This is a genomic window from Fructilactobacillus hinvesii (genome assembly GCF_024029435.1).
Taxonomy (GTDB): domain Bacteria; phylum Bacillota; class Bacilli; order Lactobacillales; family Lactobacillaceae; genus Fructilactobacillus; species Fructilactobacillus hinvesii.
Genome location: NZ_CP097118.1, coordinates 520,672 through 540,054 on the forward strand (window position 1 = coordinate 520,672; position 19,383 = coordinate 540,054).

Annotated in this window: 19 protein-coding genes; 6 read left to right on the plus strand and 13 right to left on the minus strand. The window is 43.8% G+C overall.

Annotated elements, in window-relative coordinates; genetic code table 11:
• Window positions 1–146: 146 nt before the first annotated feature.
• From M3M39_RS02450 to M3M39_RS02475, 6 genes are all read right to left on the minus strand, one after another.
• Complete coding sequence (locus tag M3M39_RS02450) at window positions 147–839, minus strand: VIT1/CCC1 transporter family protein (protein ID WP_252797642.1); 693 nt, start codon at window positions 837–839, stop codon at window positions 147–149.
• Between the two features lie 14 nt (window positions 840–853).
• Window positions 854–1,549 (minus strand): VIT1/CCC1 transporter family protein, encoded by a 696-nt coding sequence (locus M3M39_RS02455; RefSeq protein WP_252797643.1) that lies wholly within the window; start codon window positions 1,547–1,549, stop codon window positions 854–856.
• A gap of 129 nt (window positions 1,550–1,678) precedes the next feature.
• Complete coding sequence (locus M3M39_RS02460) at window positions 1,679–2,806, minus strand: DUF3290 family protein (protein ID WP_252797644.1); 1,128 nt, start codon at window positions 2,804–2,806, stop codon at window positions 1,679–1,681.
• A gap of 119 nt (window positions 2,807–2,925) precedes the next feature.
• A complete protein-coding gene (locus tag M3M39_RS02465) occupies window positions 2,926–3,375 on the minus strand; it encodes a Fur family transcriptional regulator (RefSeq protein ID WP_252797645.1) in 450 nt (149 codons plus the stop codon).
• A gap of 97 nt (window positions 3,376–3,472) precedes the next feature.
• On the minus strand, window positions 3,473–5,830 hold the full coding sequence (locus tag M3M39_RS02470; protein WP_252797646.1) for a helicase C-terminal domain-containing protein: 2,358 nt from the start codon (window positions 5,828–5,830) through the stop codon (window positions 3,473–3,475).
• Window positions 5,831–5,889: 59 nt separating this feature from the next.
• A complete protein-coding gene (locus M3M39_RS02475) occupies window positions 5,890–6,231 on the minus strand; it encodes a hypothetical protein (protein WP_252797647.1) in 342 nt (113 codons plus the stop codon).
• Between the two features lie 181 nt (window positions 6,232–6,412).
• On the opposite strand from M3M39_RS02475, the gene M3M39_RS02480 reads away from it, so the two are divergent.
• Together M3M39_RS02480 and M3M39_RS02485 are read left to right on the plus strand one after the other, a co-directional pair.
• Complete coding sequence (locus tag M3M39_RS02480) at window positions 6,413–7,387, plus strand: asparaginase (RefSeq protein WP_252797648.1); 975 nt, start codon at window positions 6,413–6,415, stop codon at window positions 7,385–7,387.
• A gap of 16 nt (window positions 7,388–7,403) precedes the next feature.
• The gene (locus M3M39_RS02485; protein ID WP_252797649.1) at window positions 7,404–8,570 is read left to right on the plus strand and encodes a hypothetical protein; all 1,167 of its coding nucleotides are present in this window, start codon (window positions 7,404–7,406) and stop codon (window positions 8,568–8,570) included.
• Between the two features lie 72 nt (window positions 8,571–8,642).
• Here the strand turns inward: M3M39_RS02485 and M3M39_RS02490 are convergent, their stop codons facing one another.
• Both M3M39_RS02490 and M3M39_RS02495 read right to left on the minus strand, forming a co-directional pair.
• Window positions 8,643–9,473, minus strand: coding sequence for an aldo/keto reductase (locus M3M39_RS02490; protein WP_252797650.1), 831 nt, complete (start codon window positions 9,471–9,473; stop codon window positions 8,643–8,645).
• Between the two features lie 94 nt (window positions 9,474–9,567).
• Complete coding sequence (locus M3M39_RS02495; protein ID WP_252797651.1) at window positions 9,568–10,110, minus strand: TetR/AcrR family transcriptional regulator; 543 nt, start codon at window positions 10,108–10,110, stop codon at window positions 9,568–9,570.
• Between the two features lie 132 nt (window positions 10,111–10,242).
• On the opposite strand from M3M39_RS02495, the gene M3M39_RS02500 reads away from it, so the two are divergent.
• Together M3M39_RS02500 and M3M39_RS02505 are read left to right on the plus strand one after the other, a co-directional pair.
• Window positions 10,243–11,055, plus strand: a complete 813-nt coding sequence (locus M3M39_RS02500) for an oxidoreductase (RefSeq protein WP_252797652.1) — start codon at window positions 10,243–10,245, stop codon at window positions 11,053–11,055.
• 12 nt (window positions 11,056–11,067) lie between these two features.
• Window positions 11,068–12,096 (plus strand): NADP-dependent oxidoreductase, encoded by a 1,029-nt coding sequence (locus M3M39_RS02505; protein WP_252797653.1) that lies wholly within the window; start codon window positions 11,068–11,070, stop codon window positions 12,094–12,096.
• A 234-nt stretch (window positions 12,097–12,330) separates the two neighbouring features.
• Here the strand turns inward: M3M39_RS02505 and M3M39_RS02510 are convergent, their stop codons facing one another.
• From M3M39_RS02510 to M3M39_RS02520, 3 genes are all read right to left on the minus strand, one after another.
• Complete coding sequence (locus M3M39_RS02510) at window positions 12,331–12,999, minus strand: bacteriocin immunity protein (protein ID WP_252797654.1); 669 nt, start codon at window positions 12,997–12,999, stop codon at window positions 12,331–12,333.
• Window positions 13,000–13,346: 347 nt separating this feature from the next.
• Entirely contained in the window at window positions 13,347–13,547 is a 201-nt protein-coding gene (locus M3M39_RS02515) for an LBP_cg2779 family protein (RefSeq protein ID WP_252797655.1), read from the minus strand.
• A 48-nt stretch (window positions 13,548–13,595) separates the two neighbouring features.
• Window positions 13,596–15,431 carry an FAD/NAD(P)-binding protein gene (locus M3M39_RS02520; protein WP_252797656.1) on the minus strand — a complete coding sequence of 612 codons (1,836 nt, stop codon included), beginning with the start codon at window positions 15,429–15,431 and terminating at the stop codon, window positions 13,596–13,598.
• A gap of 94 nt (window positions 15,432–15,525) precedes the next feature.
• On the opposite strand from M3M39_RS02520, the gene M3M39_RS02525 reads away from it, so the two are divergent.
• Window positions 15,526–15,846, plus strand: a complete 321-nt coding sequence (locus M3M39_RS02525; protein WP_252797657.1) for a hypothetical protein — start codon at window positions 15,526–15,528, stop codon at window positions 15,844–15,846.
• 189 nt (window positions 15,847–16,035) lie between these two features.
• A complete protein-coding gene (locus M3M39_RS02530) occupies window positions 16,036–16,458 on the plus strand; it encodes a DUF4231 domain-containing protein (RefSeq protein ID WP_252797658.1) in 423 nt (140 codons plus the stop codon).
• A 116-nt stretch (window positions 16,459–16,574) separates the two neighbouring features.
• Here the strand turns inward: M3M39_RS02530 and M3M39_RS02535 are convergent, their stop codons facing one another.
• Window positions 16,575–18,119: an RNA-binding domain-containing protein gene (locus M3M39_RS02535; RefSeq protein WP_252797659.1), complete on the minus strand. Its 1,545-nt coding sequence runs from the start codon at window positions 18,117–18,119 to the stop codon at window positions 16,575–16,577.
• Window positions 18,120–18,664: 545 nt separating this feature from the next.
• Entirely contained in the window at window positions 18,665–19,267 is a 603-nt protein-coding gene (locus tag M3M39_RS02540) for a YdhK family protein (RefSeq protein WP_252797660.1), read from the minus strand.
• Window positions 19,268–19,383: the final 116 nt, after the last annotated feature.

Consider the following 19,383-nt stretch of genomic DNA (forward strand, 5'->3'; position numbering starts at 1 on the left):
CTATCTAACATAACAAGCTCTTGTTTGGCTTGTCAAATAAAGAAGGGCGAAAAATCCCGCGATGCGGGGATTATATTGGCGTTTCACGGATAAAATTAAAAGCGAATGGGCAGAAAATTCGGATTTTGGAAAGGCTTTCATGTCGTTTACATGAAGTGATCCAACATGATTCCGACAAAGTAGTGAATGAACATCGTCAGGATTCCCACGATGACATTCCGGATGATGGCAATTTTAACCAAACCGTTCCCCAGTTTGGCACTCAAGAATCCGGTTAAGGCCACGGCGATGATCACGGCTACGATTGTTCCCTCCCATTTAATGGGAGCAGGTAACAGGGTCATGGCCAGGAGGGGTAAAGTTCCACCGGCCGCTGCAGAAACTAAGGAAGAGAAGGCGGCGGACCACGGACTCATGTACTGGCCAATTTGAAGATCGTATTTAACGGAGACCAACGTTTGTAATGGGTTCTTTTGCAGTAAATCATCAGCAATTTCGGTTGCAGTTGCTGCTGAAATGCCACGACTTTGGTAGTAATCGATGACGTCCTGGCGTTCGCCGGCGTAATCGGTTTCTAAGAGCCGCTTTTCTGCGGCAACCGCGGATTCTTCTGTGTCTCGTTGGGAACTAACCGAAGCGTATTCTCCCCCAGCCATGGAGAAGGCACAGGCGAGGAGGTCTGATAGTCCGGCAATGAAGATCGTGAATGGATTAGTAGTAGCTACGCCCACCGAGAAGAGCACCCCTACGACGGTTAAAATGCCATCGTTAGAACCAAGCACCCCGGCCCGCAGATTATTGAGTTTTTCATCCATTGATTGTTTTTGCTTTTTTTTCATGACAGAACTCCCTTCTAGTCAACTAACCCGACTAACGCACCGATGAGGTAGGTCACTGACATTGTGACCACGCCAGAGATTACGTTGCGCAAAACTGCTTTGAAGCGATTAGCCTTACTCAAAATAGCAGCTAGGTATCCGGTGATTGCGAGGGCAATGATCACGGCCGTGAAAGTGGTAACGATGTGCCAGTTTGTAGGGCCCACAAAGATTGAAATTAAAGGAAGCAGGGATCCGAGCGGAAAGGAAATTAATGAAGCGATTGCTGCTGCGTATGGACTCGTGAACTTGCTGGGATCAAAGGCGTAGCGTTCCCGCACTACGGTAGTCAGGGCGTCTTCTTCCATCATTTCGCTAGTTGCTTGGTAGGCGAGGGCCTGATTCATCCCCGTTTGGCGGTACTTGTCCTCGACGAAGTTAAATTCAGCTTGGTAGTTGTTGGCAAGATCGGTTTTTACGGTCGCGATTGCCTGGCGTTCGGAATCTTTTTGACTGTTTACCGATACATATTCGCCCATCGACATGGACACGGTTCCGGCTAACATCCCAGCTAAACCGGAGATCAGGATGGCCCAGTTGCTGGTGGAGGCGCCGGCCACCCCTAACACGATTCCGGCGATGGACAGGATTCCATCGTTAGCACCCATGACACTCGCCCGTAAAACGTTAATCTTTTGGGCGAGAGAAATTTTTGATTTGTGATCTGACATTTATTCTCAGTCCTTTTGTAAAGTTTATAATTTTATAACAAATATATTCTAACTCGTTTATCCAGATTAGTAAAGGGCTAAATAAAAAACCTTGCGAATTTTGTTTCGCAAGGTTTTTTAGGTTCATGGTTACAGAATTTTCTTGTTAGATGGGTATATGACCAAATCTAATTTATGATCTTGGTATTGACCCAAGTATACGTCTTTAAGCGTGGTGTGCTGTTGCTTTAGCAATTCTTTGATTTCGTCTTCCGTCAGGCTGAACCGTTTCATGGCCGGCAGGTTAATTTGACCGTCAGTAATCAACGGATAGTTCTGGGATTCATCATCATCAAACGTGGTGACGGTCAGCTGACCATTTTGTTCCAGTGTGGCATTTTTAACCTTGCTGAAATCATTAACCCCGTTACTGCGTAACTTAAAGGTGAGTTCGTTGGCGTTAATTCCGTTCTTAAGGGATCGTTTAACGTTAATCTTACCGTTATAAATAAGAACCTGCGGGGCTCCGTTGATGATGGTATCCAGTATGTTACTTTGACTGGTTAGGTACTTAATGGCAAAGACGATGATAGACCAGATCAATAGAATGGCCACGAACTGCATTACCGTGATTTGGGAATTATAAATCACCCCACCGATAATTCCCCCCAGAATATAGTTTTGCAGTTGGTCAAGGGCGTTTGAAGGGGCCAGGTTTCCCTTTCCAGACAGGTTAATCTGTAAGACAATCATGATTAATCCGACGATGAATTTGAGGGCAACGGAACCAAAATCAACCCCGTTGTTACTGTAGCTCCCCCAAAATTTGAACTGGCCTTTGTTAATGTATTTCGGGGGATTTACCAACCGGGTTTTTTGCACGCTGTAGTTAGTTTTGTCATTATTCATGTGTAACAAGTAAAAATTCTTGCCAAGTTTGACGGTCATCCCATCACTTAGGACGTTGCTGCTGGCGTAGACCTTGTTAATCGGCACGTGCTTTTGCTGGGCCAGGGTCTTTAGGACTTGGACGGTTTGACCCGTCTGGCTATCACTACTGCGTTGTTCGTTAAAACGACCAGCTTGTAACGCAATCACTAATGCTCCCACCAGGGAAACCAGAATGAAAAGGTTACGAAACCGAAAGTCATTTTGATTGCGGTAGTAAAAGTAACCAGTTAATAGCATAATGGCTGCGACCACGATGATGAGGCCAATGTAAAAGTAGTTAACCGCACTAAAGTTGTTAATGAGGTATTGATAAGAATATAAGTTCACGAGTTTCACTCCTGCAATTAAATTTGATAGCTTTATTATACTGCAAACGGAGCATCATTGATAAGTAAAAAAAGCCCATTGCAGAACGCAACGGACCGGTTCGTGATTTATTTGGCTGGTTATTTTGCTTGTTCTTGAGCTTGGCATTCAGCACAAACTCCGTGGATCTCAACGTTGGTGACCTTGGGATCGAAGCCTTTTTGCTTTGCTAAGTCCATAAAGTGTTCGTTAATCTGATCAAATTCAGGATCATCGATATCGGTAATCTTGTTACACCGGTCACAGGTTGCATGCAAGTGCGGGTGATCAAAGAAATCATAACGGTAACCACCATCGGAACTAGGCATTTCAATGATTAAGTTCAACTTCTTGAATAAACGTAAGTTGTTGTAAACCGTTGCCATGCTAAGGTTCGGGAAGGTTTTTTCCAAAATGTGGAAAATCGTTTCGACTGATGGATGTTCATCCGTTTCAATCATGTACTTCAAAATAATTTGCCGTTGGGGCGTAATGCGAACGTTGTTTTCCTTTAAACGTTCCATTGCTTGATCATAACGTTTGTCTGTCATTGTGACGACACCTCTTTCTAAATAAATAAAAAATGGAGAACCACGAAACTTAATTATATCATAGTTGCTTACTATAGGTGATTTCAAGTAATAACATTTATAAATCTGTTTGTGATTGCCAAAAAGTTTGTAACTGCCGAGTGAGTTCAGCGGGATTGTGCACGATTTGCGCCTGCTGCCAGCTGGCTGGAAACCATTGCCGATAACGGGGTTCGGCAAAGCGGCGGTCAAGCAGTAAGATGACTCCGCGATCGTGGATCGTACGAATGACCCGCCCGGCCGCTTGAAACACGTGGTTCAATCCGGGTAACTGGTAAGCAAATTCAAACCCCCGGCCGTTGTGTTGTTCAAAGTAATCCCGAATCAGATTGGTTTCGGTGTTCAAACCGGGAAGCCCCACGCCAACGATTGCGACTCCGATTAACCGGTCACCCACCAGATCAATCCCTTCCGAAAAAATACCCCCGAGGAGGGCAAAACCCACGATGGGATGAGTTTCTGGCTGCTGAAAGGCAGCTAGAAACTGATCACGAGCATTCGCATCCATGTTCGGGTGTTGCTTTTGCACTAGTTGGTGCGGATATTGCTTACGATAGGCTTGATAAATCTGATCGAGGTAGGCATAGGAAGGCGCAAACACGAGGTAGTTCCCCTGTTTACTCGTGACTAATTTGTGAATACTGGCGACAATTGATGCTAAACTATTGGTTCTTTGATTATAAGTTGTATTAATGTAAGTTGCAATCAATATAGTTTGGGAATTGGAATTAAACGGAGAGGGGAGTTGATATTTTAACTCCTTTGGATTATCACCTAAGACTCGTTGGTAGTACGTTAGAGGTGATAAAGTGGCGGAAAAAAGCACGGAGCCCCGCGCCAGTTCGAGCTGGGCTTTAATGAATGGACTGGCGTCTAAGCAAAAGATTCTAACGGTGACCGTTTCTTCCGTCATGATGATCCGCCAGCGAAAGTTATCCCCAAACAGATCGTTAATTTTTAAATAGGTCGTTACCGTAAGGAAAAACTGCTGGACGGTTTCAACCAACGGATCGGTCGGGTGCTTGGCTAACCACCTCCGCAGGCTGTCGAGCGACTTTGTGACCGCCATGGTGAAGACTTCATCTGGTTTAGCTCGTTCGGCCGTTGTTTTTCCAGTCGGAAGTTCCGTTTGGAGTCGCTCAAACTGCTGAAGTAATTCTTGGAGGCGACGACGCAGGGCACGGTTGGCCTGGTTACGTGGCAATGACTGTAATAAGGTCGCACAGTCCGTTTGCGTGAGTTCCGTAGAGTACATTTCGCGGGCCCGGTCTACCAAATTATGCGCCTCGTCCACCAACAAGAAATTTTGCTGATTTTCCACCGTAAAGAACCGCTGTAACTTGACCACCGGATCAAAAAGGTAGTTGTAGTCACAGACGATGACGTCGCAAAAGAGGCTAACGTCCAGGGAAAATTCAAACGGATCAAGTTGATAACGCCGGGCATAGTCCTGAACGACTGCTTTGGTGAGGTGTTGTCGTTCGCTTAAAATGGCCTTTAAGGCCGGCTTTAAACGGTCGTAATAGCCCTGAAAGTAAGGATTCTGCTCGGGTTCAAGGTCCGCTTCTTCTGGGAATTGAATTTGCTCCTTGGCCGTTAGGGTAATGCTTTGAATCCGCAAGCCGTGCTGGCGCAATAATTCGAGCGCTTCTTCTGCTACGCGGCGGGTACTTTGCTTGGCCGTAAGGTAAAATAGCCGCTCCACCTGATCGGTAGCAAAGGCCTTGACCGCCGGAAAAAGCGTTGAAATGGTCTTGCCGGTGCCAGTTGGGGCCTCCAGCAGGAGGTGTTTTCCAAGGACCGCCGACTTGTAAACGGCTGCAGCTAGTTCACGTTGTCCCTTTCTGTAACTGGGAAAGGGAAACGATACTTGGGCAGCAGTCTGCACCCGATCCAGTGCCAGTTGCTCTTTTAGAGCCAACCAGCTCTCGTATTCAGCGGTAACCTGGGTAAAGAAATCTAGTGCCTGGGTTCGGCTAATTGATTGGTGTTCCCTCATGATTAGTTCATCGGGAGTTTGGACGTAGGTTAGCGTGAGTGCGACTGAGCTAACGTCCGGATCGGCTCTCATTAACAGGGCGGCGTAGAGTTTCACTTGTCCCCAGTAGAGAGTTAGCTGGTTGGTGGGCAAGTTGCCCCATTCTGCGTCAGAAGTTTTAATTTCTTCAATTTCAACCTGGCCATCATGGGTGGTAATGCCATCCGCCCGGCCGTGAATTAAAACGGGGCGCCCGTTTAGTTCGACCTCTGTTTTTAACGCGACCTCTGCTTGGTAGTCAGAACCGCGGTGCCGTTGAAGTTGTTTGTGGATGCGCGTGCCGGCCTGTGGTGTGTTAAAACTACTCAGCGAACTGTTTAAATCGCCACTGCGGAGGATAAATCCCACCAGTTCACGTACCCCAATTTTTTGCACCATAACCTCCTGACTGTAAAGAAAAAAAGCACCCACCAAGTTCGGTGGATTGCTTGTTGTTCTTATTCCTTAATCCAGCGGTTGAGCTGGTCTTCGTGCCGGCCAAGGTACCGGACGGCTTCTTTTACCAGTTCCTTTTTTTCCTCCGCGCCATTTTCCGGTTCAATGTGGTAGTAGTCACAAATGAATCCCTGCGCGATGTTTTCGTACCGCTCTTTACGGCCATAACCACCATCGTTAAACAGGGAATCAAGTCCCGTAACGTCTTGATGAGCTGCATCGTAGAGTTGCTTAGCCAGGTTACTGTCGGCGGGTAAAACTGATTTCGCGTATGTCACGAGAAATTCATTCATGTCGGTCACGATTTTTTCGCGTTCCTGTCGTTCGAGCTTCTTGTTCGCCATTTAAAAATCACCTCAACCTTCATTATAAAACAAAAATAGTTCCAAACATACCGTTAACGCTTAAATTATGGAAGTTTTCTCAATGTTCGTGTTGTAAGCAGATCAGAGTGGTAACTAGGGATTCACCGCGTAGATATGGTAAGATTGGTGCAGACGATTTCGAATAGGAGTTTTAGTAATCATGAAAAAAATTTTAGCGATTAACACCGGCGGCACGATTTCCATGTCGCTCAATGATGAGGGCGGAGTCGTGCAAAATGAACAAAATCCCCTGGATAATGCGGCGGGACTGGGACTACAGGACATCGAATTAATTAATGATGACCTATTAAACCTCCCTTCACCACAGATGACGCCTGATACGATGCTAAAAATTAAGGATCGGATTCAGCAGGCGATTGCAGAAGGCATCGATGGCGTAGTGGTCACGCACGGAACCGATACGTTGGAAGAAACGGCCTACTTTTTAGACTTAACCCTCCCGAATACCATTCCGGTAGTTGTAACGGGGGCGATGCGTTCGTCAAACGAAATTGGAGCCGATGGGCTCTTTAACTTCAAGTGTGCGATTGAGGTGGCTGCTTCAGATTCCGCCCGGGATAAGGGCGTCTTGGTGGTTTTTAATACCGGGATTTATTCAGCCCGCTACGTGACAAAGACTCACACGACCAGTGTCGATACCTTTAAGGATCCGATTTACGGCACCTTAGGAACGGTTGACCATGATCAGGTCATTTTTGCCCAACAATTGATTGGTAGTGAATACACGGAAATTGACCACGTGATTGACGGGGTCTACCTGGTTAAAGCATACGCTGGCATGGACGGCACCCTGTTTAACGCAATTCAACAGGCACACCCAAAAGGGGTAGTGATTGAAGCCATGGGAGCCGGTAACCTGCCGAAGGCCACGTTGCCAGCCGTAAAACGCCTTTTAGACGCCGGGATTCCGGTGGTACTGGTGTCACGGTGCTTTAGTGGGTACGCCCAACCAATTTATGCTTATCCGGGCGGTGGAATCGAACTGCAGTCGCTAGGAATTGTTTTCTGTGAACAACTAAACGGGCCGAAAGCCCGGATTAAACTAACCGTTGGACTAAGCTGTGGAAAAAGCGGTCCTGCTTTACAGGAGTACATGTCCAACGCCCTTTCGTAATGAACGAGGTGGAATAATGGATAACTATCAAACGGAAGAAATTGTAAAAACCTTACGAGCGGCCCAGCAAAAGCACACCCTCGTAAACGTGTTGCAAAATAGTTCTTCAATTTTTTATACTGGCCGGGTAATTGCCTTAGACGACGTCGGAGTAATTCTTACGACCTATACCGAAAATGGCTTGGCGAACGGCCTGGTTTATTTAACCTATGAGGATATCTTTGACGTTGATTTTGATAGTGATGACTTGGTGCGAATGGAAGCTCGGATTGAAACCGCACAACAGCTTCATTTATTGGGGACGAAACCAAGCCACATGAAGGTGAACGACCGCGTCGATCTCTTAACCCAGGTACTGGGTAATGCCTACGTTTACGGTCAAGCCCTGTTGTTGATTAAGCAGGACGGTCGCATGGTCGAAGGCTTTATTGAACAGGTCGATTCGGACCGGATTAGGGTGCTGAGTTTTGATAAATTTGATAACAGTCGGGTGGAACGACTGGAACTGGAAAAGACGGAGATTCGTTCCGTTGAATTTGGGGGCCAGGAACTCCAGCTATTGTCCCAATCACGGGAGCAACTCCAGGCGCCTCACGTTCAGTCGGTTGTAGAAACGGGAGCCCTCCCAATCTTTGCGAGTCTGCACCGGGCTGCAGAAACCGGTCATCGGTTATTGCTGGTGCCAAAGGTCAACTCCGATCTGTTCTTTATCGGTCAGGTGAAAGCCGTGAACTCTGAGGTAGCAGTGCTGTCTGTGGTCGACATGAACGGGCAGTTTGGTGGTTATGAACTGATTCGGTTGGCAGAAATTAAGGAACTACAATTAAAGAGTGATTACTTACGCTTGATTAATCACCTAGTGTCTGTAAACCTGGCCCAGGGAACCTATCGCCAGCCGATTTTAAACGACGAACGGAGCTTTGACCGGACTGTGGATCTGGTGTACACAACGGTTCGGCAGGCGGTCTACTTTCGGCGGTTCTTACGGTTTAAAACCCAAAAAGGGAAAGCCTACCTAGGGATTCCCTATCAGTTAGAGAAGGGCAAGGTCACGTTTCGCTACCTGGATCGCGATGATCCCACCCGCACTAAGCGCAAGACTTTAGATTTACAACAAATCGACGAGCTGGCATTTGGATACTTGGATGCCGAATTAACCCAACGGCGAGTGCGCGGGCATTAAAAAATTGAATTAGAAACAAACAAGCCAGCTTTCGTGATTAAGACCGAAATCTGGCTTTTAGTTTCTGATTGATTAGAATTCTTGGTAAGTGGCTGGATCTTGGTTGTGCGTGCGCCCGTCTGGTTTGGTCAGCACGTTAATCTTGTCCATGTCACTGGCAGTGATTGTAAAATCAAACACGTCCAGGTTGCTAAGCTGGTTGCGATCGTTGGACGATTTTGGAATCGGCAAAACGTTTAATTGAATTTCCCAGCGTAAAATTAATTGTACGACCGTCTTGTGGTACCGCTTGGCAATCTCAATTAGCGTCGGATCCTTTAGCATCTCACTGGCTCTGCCCAACGGACTCCAGGCTTCAGTTAGGATGTTGTGCTCTTCGTCGTACTGGCGTTGTTCTAACTGATTGAAGTAGGGGTGGAGTTCGATTTGGTTGATTTGGGGCAGAACCCCGGTTTCTTGTTGCAAGCGGTCTAAATGGGCGGGTAAGAAGTTGCAGACCCCGATGGTTCTAACCAACCCAGCTTGTTGAGCGGCGATTAAGGCATTCCACGCCTCCACGTATTGGTCGTCCTGAGGATTGGGCCAGTGCAATAGGTAGATGTCAAAGTAGTCTAGTCCACTGCGATACAGTGATTCTTGCAGCGCAGAGGGCGCTTTTGGGTGCGCATAGTAACGACCGGGGAGCTTGGAGGTCACTAGCAGGTCCGACCGCCGGACGTCAGCATCCCGAATTCCTTGCCCGAGGGCTCCTTCGTTTTCATAGTTATAGGCGCTATCTAACAGGCGATAGCCGTTGTTAATGGCGGATTTAATGGCCATTGCTCCGCTAAATCCGTTTAATTTGTAGGTTCCAAAGCCTAGTTGGGGAATTCTCATTCCGTTGGCTAAAGTATAGTATTCCACTTTGAAGACTCCTTTAATGATTAAACTAGTGGTAACGGTGCTATCCTAACATATTTTGGGCTCAGTTGATGAGCAGGTAGCTTTCCTTCTGGGGTTAGTCCTGAATGGCAGTGAGGTTAACGTGTAACAAATTAGTGATGGCTTGGACCAGTTGCTCCTGATTGGGAGTGGTTTCGCTAGTCACCAGATCGTTAATTAGACCATCAATTCCGTGACAAATGAAGCGCACCGCGGTAGTTGGTTTAAGTTTCAACTTTTCAATGAATTGTTCATACGTAAAGTCAAACAATTTTTGGCGAAATTGGTAGGGACCCTGGTCAGCAAATAAAAGCCGGAAAAAGCGCCGGTGATCCCAAAAGAAGGTCACCCAAATGGAAGTTTTTTGGGCAAAATCGTGGGGATCCGTGATGTTAGTGCAGGTAATGCGGAGTTCAGCTAAATAAGCGTCCAAGAAATCGTCCATCAGGGCGTATTTGTCGGTGTAATGACTGTAAAAGGTCTTCCGGCCAATGTCAGCCGTGTCACAGATTTCCGTTACACTAATTTCTTCTAAACTAGTTTTGGTTTGCAGGAGGTGCTCTAAACTCGTGCGGATGGCCTGTTTGGTCTTGCGAACCCGCCGATCGGTTTGGTTCATGTTACTACCCACTTTCTCTTTTTTGTTTCATAAGTTACAAAGGAGGGGAATTGGCCCTTGCTTCGCAACTCATTCGAAGATATGATACACTTGTTACTTAAAATACGCAAAGGCAAAAAGGAGCAGATTAACATGAAAACAATTTTAGTGACGGGAGCTAGTTCAGGAATGGGATATCGGATGGCACATAACTTGGCTTCGGCAGGCTATCAGGTCTTTGGAGCTGCGCGCCACGTGGATCGGATGGCACCGTTGACCGAAGTTGGGGTAATTCCCTTACAATTAGATGTGACGGATGAAACTTCCCGGACAGCTGCCGTGCACCAGTTAATGCAACGGGCCCATCGCATTGATGCAGTAGTGAACGCAGCTGGATATGGTTCGTTTGGAGCGCAGGAAACGGTTAGTGATGAAGAAGCAAAGCAGCAGTTTGAAGTAAACGTCTTTGGGTTGATGGCCCTGACCCGGTTGATTTTGCCGTACATGCGCAAGCAACAGTCGGGACGAATTATCAATATTTCTTCCATGGCCGGTCGCTTCAGCAGTCCCATGGCTGGTTGGTACTTTGCCTCCAAGCACGCCTTGGAAACGCTCAGCGATTCGTTACGAATGGAAGTAAAGCGGTATGGAATTAAGGTGATTTTAGTTGAACCAGGCGTAGTTAAGAGTCGCTGGGAAGCCATTGCTATGCAACACTTACAGACGTCCGCTAAGGGAACGGCTTACGAAGCCCAAGCTCAAGAAATGCAGCATAACATGGATCACACCTATTCATCAAAGCACGCTTCTGATCCAGAACTGATTGCGAAGACAGTCCAAAAGGCGTTAGAATCAAAGCATCCCCGCGCCCGTTATTTGATTGGTTACTTGGCCAAACCAACCGTCTGGGGCATGAAATTATTACCAACGGCCGTAAAAGACTGGTTAATTCCAAAGTTTATGTAAGGAGGTTAGCGAATGAACATTCCAACGCAAATGAAAGCCTTTCGCTTTAATCATTACCGGGAACCAGCGGAAAACCAACGCATTCCCGTTCCCACGATTGGAGCCAATGAAGTGCTCGTTTACATTCATAATTCCGGACTGAATCCGGTGGACTATAAGATTCAATCTGGGAAAATGAAGATTATTTTTCCGTTTCAGTTACCGCTGACGATGGGCAATGAATTTGCTGGAGAAGTGGTCCAAGTAGGAGCTAACGTCCACGATTTTCGCGTGGGGGACCGGGTCTACGGTCGACCGGATAATCAACACACCGGAACGTTAGCCGATTACATTGCCATTGATCAAAGTGAGATTGCTCTGATTCCAGCAGAACTGGACTATCAATCTGCCAGTGGGGTACCGTTGACCGGTCTAACCAGTTATCAAGCACTGGTGGAACTCGGCAATATTCAACCCGGCCAGAAGGTCTTTATTCAGGCCGGTGCCGGGGGGATTGGAACGATGGCGATTCAGATTGCTAAAGCGCTGGGGGCCTACGTTACAACTACCGCTAGTCCCAGCAAAACGGCATTAGTGCGTTCCCTGGGGGCTGATCAAGTGATTAACTACCACGAGGATTACTTTGCCGACGTGCTCTTTCACTACGACATGGTCTTTGATACGTTAGGCGGTCAGTACCTCAAGGATAGCTTCCGAATTCTGCGGCCTGGTGGGCGCCTAGTCACCATTAACGGCTTACCGACCTACCAATTTGGGCAGGACCACCACCTAGGTCTTGCAAAGTCACTACTCTTCTCGGTAGCCAGCGCCCCACTGCGACGGTTTGCAAAGAAACATCGGGTAAACTACCACTTCTTAATCATGCATCCGAGTGGGTCCCAACTCCAGATTCTGAGTCAGATGATTGAAACCGAAAAGTTGTTGCCAATTATTGACCGAATCTATGACTTTGGCGAAGCACAAGCGGCCTACGATTACTTGGAAGGTGGGCACGCGCAGGGAAAGGTTATTGTAAACGTAAATCACACCATTGAAGCTTAAAAAAGCCGATTCAGAAATTGAATCGACTTTTTTAGTTTATCCAAATTTAATATTTCCATTATTTACCAGAAGTTCCAGCTTTAAAGCCAGCAACAAACGAATTAATTATAGATGGATTAATAATTAAATAAATTAAAAATAGGATGATAATTATAACAATAACAGTTTTAATCGGATGACTTTTAATCGTGTTTGTACATTTTTTTAACATAAATACCTCTTTCTCCTCTGTCTTTAAATTAAAGCGCTAATAATTACCACAATATCTGAAATCCAATGGATATAAATCCCACTCCATAGGGTGTTAGATTTTTTCCAGGAAGCCGTGATGGGATAGCGAGTGATTCCTACTACCAAAGGCATAAATAACTCAAAATGATAGTGGGGCAAATGTAAAAGTGCAAGTAAAAGACAACCTAAGCTATTTACGATGGGCCAGGCAAATTTTTTCATTTTCGTCTTTAGTAGCAAGTGAATCAGTGGAATCGAAATGGAAGCCATCCCAACCTCTTCACCAACTATAGATACTAAAATTTTAAAGGTTACCCAGATTCTGAGGATTAAAGGGGTATGCAATTGATATGATTCACTAATAATTGATGTACCACGAAGGGATTTAATAACATTTGGGAAAAAGAAAACTACAATTAAAATTGGAATTATTTCCAAAATAAACAATAAAAAGAGATACCATACCAACATCCGCCACTTATGCCAGTCAAAGGGCCGAAAAAATATTTTTAAATTGGAATAACCGTATAAAATTACTAAACTAACTAGTCCAGTGGTAATCATTGATAACCAATTAAAGTTAAAATCAAGGAAAATTGCACCCGCGTATCCAAGTAAAAAAAGTAAAAATGCAATCAAGTATTTGGCAGGCTTAAAACTGAGGTTTACCATCTATTCCATCCTTTAGGGCTGAGATCAGCTTATTGATTGAGTTACTAGCGGCATAGTTAATTGGGATTATTGCTTTTGTTTCATCCACTAATCCTTACACTATCTTCTCATATAAATGAAAAAATTACTAATCTAGTTTCAATGTATTTTATCAGTAAATTAATTATCTGAAATTAATTATAAAATCATAAAATGTGATTAAAAAGCGAGATTAACGGTGCTTCTAAACCAAAAAAGCACTAGAATTCTTTGAAAATTCCAGTGCTCAATGGTGACTTGTTTATTCAATTAACGGTGCAACAATGTCATTGAACCACGCTGATCTTTTACTGCTCAGCCGGGTTAATTTACTTATTGTGAATCAAAAATGACTGAATTAATTTAACCTCATCTGGATTGGGTTCCGCCCACATACTCTTTAAGTCGTGGTAACGTTCGACCGTCATATGCAGGGCGACGGCCATCTGGTTATCATCCAGGTTGTGCTTTTCTTCGTACTTGATCATTTCGGTGGCTAGGTTACTAAATTCTTCTGCGACGTATGCCATTGTGAAACCTCCTTGCTTATCTGTGCTTATTATAGCATTTCTAATTCGTTATGGTTGGGCTAATAGGTGGGTGGCAATTCGATCGGCCACCGCAAAGTTGTGGTCGTGAGCCAGTGGATGGGGCAACGCCGTGGTCATCCATTCCTTACCACTCAGTGGGAGCCCCCAGACATATAGATTAGGGGATAAGGTTCCGTCCGCTTGCCAAGCCCTGTAACTAGCAAAGTCAACGTCCACGGCGCCGCTATCATAATTAGTTCCGTCCGTGAGAGGATAGCGAGCGGGCTGAACTGCGCCTTGTTCTAACAGATTGTGGAGCACGGGACTCGCTGTGTGGGCTAGTTTCATCGAGGGGACCCGGGCCTCTAGGACAGCGTCAGCAGCCACCGGTTCGTTGGGATAGAAGTGGGAAAAGGCTTGAAATTTGCCCTGTGCGCCTAAAACCCGGAGCTGTGGTCCTAAAATGGTAACAACACCGGCGCGCATCAATGCGGCTAGTTGCTCGTACCGTAACAGGGGCGGACCGGCCGTGAGAAAGCCACTGGCAGCGTTAAATTGTTGCAAGAAAGAGTGAACGTAATCGTCAGGGGTAAAGAAGCCATCCACAACTAGGTGCTGTAAGAAGGGCCGCAGCTCGATCACAATTGCTAACGCGCCGGTTAACGGAGCGTGCTTTGAACCTAAAGCGGCATCCGTCATGACTTGGTCCATCCAATTCAACAGGGTGTGTTGATAATCCTTGGTGGTGGTAATTTTGGTCCCCGCCACGGGATTTAAGACGTGGTCCCAGTCAAAACGATCATCTGGCTGAATGGCTGTTTCAGCAACAAAGTGGTTGCGATCGGCAGCGGCCACAAAGGCTTGAGTAAATTGCTGTTGGTCAAGCTCCAGATAGCGTTCTTGAATTAACAGTTGGTAGTAGCGCAGTTCAATTTCTGCTTGCAGCAGCGCAATGAAGCAGGATCCCGGCAAATGACCATTAACCAGGTTGTTCTGCACGGTCACATCGTTTAAGAAGTAAAAGTGGTTTGTTTCGCCGATTTCTTCCTGATTGAGTGGTTTGGGGTAGTAGGGCACACCCCGGCGGGAGCCAGCCACGATGCGGGGTTCACGTCCTGATGGTTGGTACTCAAGCTGATGATTGGCGTGGCGCTTAAAATGACCTCCGCGACTGATTGTCAACCGGGTCAGGTAATCAAAAAAGGATAATCCCATCCCGCGGATGACGACGGTTGCACCCGGTTGAATGGTTGCAAAATCAGCTTCTTCTGGAAGTTCCGGGGCAACGTAAGTTAATTGGTTCGCGGTGGCGTATTTTTGGAGTGATTGTTCGTCAGCACTTAGCTCACTGGGCGTATTTCCGGTGCTCAGCACCACTCGATCGACCGCAAACTGCTCGTGATTAGTGGTCGTGATGATGGCTTGGACCGCCTTCGTGGTGACGTTTTCCACGTTAGTGGCGTGGCTAGTAACGGTCAGATTGGCAGGACATCGCTGTATGATGGTCTGAGTCACCCACTGAGCATAGGCTCCAAATAATGCCCGTGGCGCGTAGTCATTAGGACCAAGCTGATTTGCGAGCGTGATTAATTGGGGATCTAGACCATTGCTTTTAATGAAATCAGTGGCGTTCTCTGACTGGGTCCACTGGTAAAAAGTGGGACCGGTAACGGTTGGGGATTGCTCATCGTTAAACAGGGTCACTAGTTGGGCGGGTGAATTCATAATTAAATGGTGGTCCTGAGCGGGATCCCACACGTTCCCTCCCAACGGGGCCGCGTCAAACCACTCGACCTGAATTTTTTGATTGGGTTTGAAGTGGTGTAACAGGCTGTCTAAGAGGAGGATGCCCCGGGGGCCAGCTCCGATTAATGCAATTTTCATAACGACGTGACTTCCTTTCTCAATCATTACTTTACCATAGTGGTATTAACTTCTCACATATGTTTATAATGAAGCAGGTAAAGGAGGGGGCAGAATGATTCCAGAAAACATGGACGAGGTGGAAAAACGGCTGGCAGAAAAGCAAGCTGCCGGAGAAAAGATTACCCGTAATCAATTAATCTATGAAACGATTTGTGATTTACTGCAGGCTTATTTGATTAACGCTGAGGAAGGTCACTACGACTCGGTTAAACCGGTGGATGACCAGCACTTAGAGTTTGTAAGCGTGATGGGCAAACATTTGGGGATGTATACCGCCAAGGGTGAGAGCCTCGTGGCCGACTTTAAGCAGGATTCCTTTCAGATGTTGTTGGATTTAGAGGCAGCGGCGCAACAGATTGCGGGCGGACGCTAGAGCCCTAGTTGCAAACGACGGGCTAAATTAGTACAATGAAGTCTGTAAGGCGTCCCTAGTGTAACGGATAGCACATGAGATTTCGGTCCTCATGATCTCGGTTCGACTCCGAGGGGACGCATTTACAATTGTAGGATTGAGGAGCGGGAGCCGCTCCTTTTTCATTGGAAAAATGGAGGAACTTTGGTTATGACCACCCAATTACCCACGGAAAAGCAAATTATTGAACAGGCCCAAAATACGGTTAAACGACTACGGGTTAAGTTGAAGTACTATCAAATTTTATCTGCGGTCAGTAACATCACCCGGATCGTGCTGTCGGCTTCAATTCCGCTGTTGGTTTCGATGTCTTCGCACAACATTAAACTGCTGGCCATTGTTTCTTTGACCGGGGTGGCAATGAGCATCATCCAGGGAATTGACTCTTTCTTTAACTTGTCAGGAAAGGTGTCGGACTTAAAACAATCCATTTTATCGACGAACAAAGAAATCTTACTGTTAACTTCACACAATGATCCCTATTCGGCTGATGATGACGAAAAGAACGTCCAACGGTTTATGGGCAACCTTGCCGATGCTTTAGACGGCATGATGGATGACATTGAAAACTAACTAAAAAAAATCCTGAATCAAATTTGATTCGGGATTTTTTTAATTTAATATTTTTTAATAAATAGTAGTATAAGTTATTTATGAGGAGCAAATTATATATTAGGTATGATAAGTATTTATAGTTTTGTATCGTTAAGCTTCTTAATTAATCTTTGCTTTTCCATTTCTATTTGTTGTTCATTAAGATTCATGATATATCTTGAACTTTTGTACGACCCTAAGTGAACTATTAAATCCATATCTGTTAGATTTTTTACAATTGTTCTAATCCTATTTTTAGGGATATTTGGGTTTCTTTTTGATAACTGTGGTATCGTTGTAAAATAATTTATAATGTCTCCTAATATTTTTATTTGCTCGTCAGATAAATCTCTAATATTTTTTATTGCATAAAGTAAATCAACCTTCCATATTGTTATCTTTGTGCTTTCTGGAAGAATAACTACATCTGGAGCAAGTAAATGATTGTTTATTGCAGACTCAAATATTCTTGGTCCTCCACTTCCTGCTCTTTCAGCAATTCCAGACTTTCTGAATAATGAAGAAATTACAGAATTTCTTGAATCTGAATCTTGACCCTTGATGAAAGAGTCCAAACTAACTCTCATATTACCAGGGTTAAAAAATTCAAAACAACTTTCGTAGTCATTTATTCGTATTGCTTTTGAAGAATTATAGTAGGGATGCATAAGTGAATTTACTAGTGCTTCTTTTGTAGCTGATTTTAAATCAGCATAATAAGATCCTCTTGTCATTTCATTATTTTGAATGAATTTATCTGGAATTCCAGAAGGAAGCTTATTTAAAACTACATTATAGAATGAAAATATATTTAACTCTGGATAATTCATGTCACCACTTGAAACACGATCTACCCAATTATTATCAGTATCATGATTATATTTAAAATAGTCCAATTGAAATCCAGGAAATTCATCAAGAATAGATTTTAATTTTCCAAAAAATAACAATCCATCCTTAGTTAATTTATATTCACGATTTGAATTTTTTCTATCAATTTTAAAGACACCGATATCATATAGAAATTGTAAATTACTATAGTTTTGGAAATCATCATATTTTTTCTTTTTTGTATTATTGAATAATAATTTTCTATAATCATTGATATCTTTTTCGTTTAAATCGTCAATATTGTAATTGTCTAATAATCCTGAATCAAGAGAGCTATTGGAATCTGTTATGAAGTATCTGTATTCCTCATCATCCATAAGGAAATCACCATCATTATGTCTTACATAAGCGTTTGTCTTTATTCCATTAATATAAACTGGTTTTTCACTATGATTTGCTTCTCTTACATAAATTTGAATTATTATTTTTCCATTGATTTCATATTCAATGTAATTTTCTGAATTATCTGATGTTAATCTTTGGCTAATTATTTTCTTATTTCCTAGTCCACTAAAAAAATCTCTTTTTACATCTTCTGGTACAGAAACTCCAGTTATTTTATAATTGTAAGTATGGGGTTCATCAATTCCTAAAACTATAAATCCGCCAGACGTATTTGCCATTGCGCTATACGTTTCCCAAAAATTTTTAGGTAATTTAAAATCGGATTTTTTATATTCTAAATTAATATTTTCTTTTTGTATTGGTTTATTTTTTCTATAATTTTTTCCACTATTTAATTTCTCCATATTTTATATATTTCAGGGTGCATTAAAAATAAATTGAAAATAAGTGAATGTGAATAAATGCTGATATCACGCGCTTACAGGACATGGATAAAAAATATTTCAAGGTGCATTAAAAATAAATTGAAAATAAGTGAATGTGAATAAATGCTGATATCACGCGCTTACAGGACATGGATAAAAAATATTTCAAGGTGCATTAAAAATAAATTGAAAATAAGTGAATGTGAATAAATGCTGATATCACGCGCTTACAGGACATGGATAAAAAATATTTCAAGGTGCATTAAAAATAAATTGAAAATAAATGAATGTGAATAAATGCTGATATCACGCGTTTACAAGATATGGATGAAATATATTGATATTATAGTTAATGTAATCATCCGTTGTTATTATATCATTTGTAGGATTTTATCAAAATATATTTTAAGCTTTACTAGAATAATGTTTTTATTAAATAATACTATAAAAAAAGGCAACTAATACACAAGAAACTATGTGATTAGTTGCTTAATAAATATTATATAAAAATGTTATAGTTCTGATTAGTCTTTCTTTAATTCGGATTGACTTAACCACTTGTGGTTCGTGTACTTTTGACCGCCGTTGGTAGGGGTGAAGTTAACGGCGTAAGCTGGACCGGAGCAAACCTTGACGATCTTACCTTTGGCACCCTTCATACCGTCCATGTGATCGGCGTTGATGGTAACCTTAGCGCCCTTACATAACTTCTTGCCGTTTTCGGCCTTTAATTCAGACTTAACCAGGTACTTGTGGTTTTTGACTTCTTTGTTCGTCTTCGTGTCCTTGAAGTCCACTACGTATAACGGTGAGTCATAAACGCCAGCAACAGTGGCTTTGGCACCTTTCATTCCCATCATGTGGTTGGCAGTAATGGTGACCTTTTCGCCAACCTTGTACTTCGGATTCTTGGCCTTTTTTAGATTAGTTGGTAATTCGCCATTATGGTTCATTTCCATCTTCATGTTGTCGTTCATGTTCATCTGATTGTTAGACTTGTTATCCATCTTCTTACTGCTCATGGTCTTGTCGCTAGCGGCGTGAACCGTAGATGGAATCACACTCGTGGCAGTCGAGAGCCCCAAACCAGCTAAGGCTGCAATCGTAAATAACTTCCGTTTCATCATCTGTAACAGCTCCTTTGAAATCCTATTTAATACTCAACAATTAAATTGTATACCTGACAGTTGCTGATTGCCATTTTTTTGCTTCTAATCGGAAGCAAAAAAGTTAAAACGAACGT